Genomic DNA, 3,244 nt, shown 5'->3' on the forward strand with positions numbered 1-3,244 from the left:
TGTGGTGTTTTTCTTTTACGGAGAGTTTGATCCTGGCTCAGGACGAACGCTGGCGGCGTGCTTAACACATGCAAGTCGAACGATGAACAGGAGCTTGCTCCTGGGATTAGTGGCGAACGGGTGAGTAACACGTGAGTAACCTGCCCTTGACTCTGGGATAAGCGTTGGAAACGACGTCTAATACCGGATATGAGCTGCGGCCGCATGGTCTGCAGTTGGAAAGAATTTTGGTCAAGGATGGACTCGCGGCCTATCAGGTAGTTGGTGAGGTAATGGCTCACCAAGCCTACGACGGGTAGCCGGCCTGAGAGGGTGACCGGCCACACTGGGACTGAGACACGGCCCAGACTCCTACGGGAGGCAGCAGTGGGGAATATTGCACAATGGGCGAAAGCCTGATGCAGCAACGCCGCGTGAGGGACGACGGCCTTCGGGTTGTAAACCTCTTTTAGTTGGGAAGAAGGGAGCTTGCTCTTGACGGTACCAGCAGAAAAAGCACCGGCTAACTACGTGCCAGCAGCCGCGGTAATACGTAGGGTGCAAGCGTTGTCCGGAATTATTGGGCGTAAAGAGCTCGTAGGCGGTTTGTCGCGTCTGCTGTGAAATCTGGGGGCTCAACCCCCAGCCTGCAGTGGGTACGGGCAGACTAGAGTGCGGTAGGGGAGATTGGAATTCCTGGTGTAGCGGTGGAATGCGCAGATATCAGGAGGAACACCGATGGCGAAGGCAGATCTCTGGGCCGTTACTGACGCTGAGGAGCGAAAGCATGGGGAGCGAACAGGATTAGATACCCTGGTAGTCCATGCCGTAAACGTTGGGAACTAGATGTAGGGGCCATTCCACGGTTTCTGTGTCGCAGCTAACGCATTAAGTTCCCCGCCTGGGGAGTACGGCCGCAAGGCTAAAACTCAAAGGAATTGACGGGGGCCCGCACAAGCGGCGGAGCATGCGGATTAATTCGATGCAACGCGAAGAACCTTACCAAGGCTTGACATATACCGGAAACGTCCAGAGATGGTCGCCCCGCAAGGTCGGTATACAGGTGGTGCATGGTTGTCGTCAGCTCGTGTCGTGAGATGTTGGGTTAAGTCCCGCAACGAGCGCAACCCTCGTTCTATGTTGCCAGCACGTTATGGTGGGAACTCATAGGAGACTGCCGGGGTCAACTCGGAGGAAGGTGGGGATGACGTCAAATCATCATGCCCCTTATGTCTTGGGCTTCACGCATGCTACAATGGCCGATACAAAGGGCTGCAATACCGCGAGGTGGAGCGAATCCCAAAAAGTCGGTCTCAGTTCGGATTGAGGTCTGCAACTCGACCTCATGAAGTCGGAGTCGCTAGTAATCGCAGATCAGCAACGCTGCGGTGAATACGTTCCCGGGCCTTGTACACACCGCCCGTCAAGTCATGAAAGTCGGTAACACCCGAAGCCGGTGGCCCAACCCTTGTGGAGGGAGCTGTCGAAGGTGGGATCGGTGATTAGGACTAAGTCGTAACAAGGTAGCCGTACCGGAAGGTGCGGCTGGATCACCTCCTTTCTAAGGAGCATGTACCGCCCCGCTGTTTACACGGGATCAATGCGGTCAAGTCACACCACGGCGAATGTCTGTGGGTGGCGCTCATGGGTGGAACTTTGACAGTGGCCTTCGATCGAAGGTCTTGTGCTCAGTACGTTCTCTTCGGAGTTCTGGAACGGTGTGAGGCTGGGTGTTGGGGGCGTGCACGTTGTTGGGTCCTGAGGGACCAAACCTTGCTGCTTCCCTTTTAGGGGTGGTGGTGGGTTGAACTCCTCTAGCGGACCTTGATGATCTGGCATCGCTTGCCGGGGATTCTTGGGGTCGCCCGTTTTTTGAGAACTACACAGTGGACGCGAGCATCTTGGACAACTCTTTGAGTTGTTCGAGTGCAATTTCTTCCCCGGCCGGCTTCGGCTGGTTGGGGTAACGAGATAACACTGATTTACCGCGTCAAGTCGGCTTCCTTCGGGGGGCCGTTTTGTCGTGGTTCTTTGTGGTCAAGTTTTTAAGAGCAAACGGTGGATGCCTTGGCATCTGGAGCCGAAGAAGGACGTAGAAATCTGCGATAAGCCTCGGGGAGCTGATAATCGAGCTGTGATCCGAGGGTGTCCGAATGGGGAAACCCCGCCAGGCGGCGTGCTGACCTGGTGACTCCCGCCTGAATATATAGGGCGGGTAGAGGGAACGGGGGGAAGTGAAACATCTCAGTACCCTCAGGAAGAGAAAACAACAGTGATTCCGTGAGTAGTGGCGAGCGAAATCGGAAGAGGCTAAACCGGTCATGTGTGATAGACGGCGGTCGTTGCATGGTCGGGGTTGTGGGACATGTTGTTCAGTTCTGCCGGACTGGAACAGTTACAGCGCAGTATAGGCGAACAGGATTGAAAGCCTGGTCATAGAGGGTGCGAACCCCGTAGCCGAAATGCTGGTGTTGGCTGAATGTGTATCCCAAGTAGCACGGGGCCCGAGAAATCCCGTGTGAATCTGTCAGGACCACCTGATAAGCCTAAATACTCCCAGATGACCGATAGCGGACAAGTACCGTGAGGGAAAGGTGAAAAGTACCCCGGGAGGGGAGTGAAATAGTACCTGAAACCGTTTGCTTACAAACCGTTGGAGCCTCCTTAGTAGGGGTGACAGCGTGCCTTTTGAAGAATGAGCCTGCGAGTTAGCGATATGTGGCGAGGTTAACCCGTGAGGGGTAGCCGTAGCGAAAGCGAGTCTGAATAGGGCGATTCAGTCGCATGTCCTAGACCCGAAGCGAAGTGATCTATCCATGGCCAGGTTGAAGCGACGGTAAGACGTCGTGGAGGACCGAACCCACTTCAGTTGAAAATGGAGGGGATGAGCTGTGGATAGGGGTGAAAGGCCAATCAAACTTCGTGATAGCTGGTTCTCTCCGAAATGCATTTAGGTGCAGCGTTGCGTGTTTCTTGCCGGAGGTAGAGCTACTGGATGGCCGATGGGGCCCAAAAGCTTACTGACGTCAGCCAAACTCCGAATGCCGGTAAGTGAGAGCGCAGCAGTGAGACGGTGGGGGATAAGCTTCATCGTCGAGAGGGAAACAACCCAGACTACCAACTAAGGTCCCTAAGCGTGTGCTAAGTGGGAAAGGATGTGGAGTTGCAGAGACAACCAGGAGGTTGGCTTAGAAGCAGCCACCCTTGAAAGAGTGCGTAATAGCTCACTGGTCAAGTGATTCCGCGCCGACAATGTAACGGGGCT

General features: G+C 54.9%; 2 rRNA genes (1 of these 2 cut by a window edge). Both read left to right on the forward strand.

What is annotated here, in order from left to right:
• The first annotated feature begins 14 nt into the window (after positions 1 to 14).
• A 16S ribosomal RNA gene (locus tag AC07TY_RS17960) occupies positions 15 to 1,540 on the forward strand.
• A gap of 474 nt (positions 1,541 to 2,014) precedes the next feature.
• Positions 2,015 to 3,244: ribosomal RNA gene (locus AC07TY_RS17965) — 23S ribosomal RNA — on the forward strand; it runs 1,998 nt beyond the window's last position.
• The 16S and 23S rRNA genes sit together here, the layout of an rRNA operon.

This window comes from Frondihabitans sp. GW821-FHT04F02 (assembly GCF_059420045.1).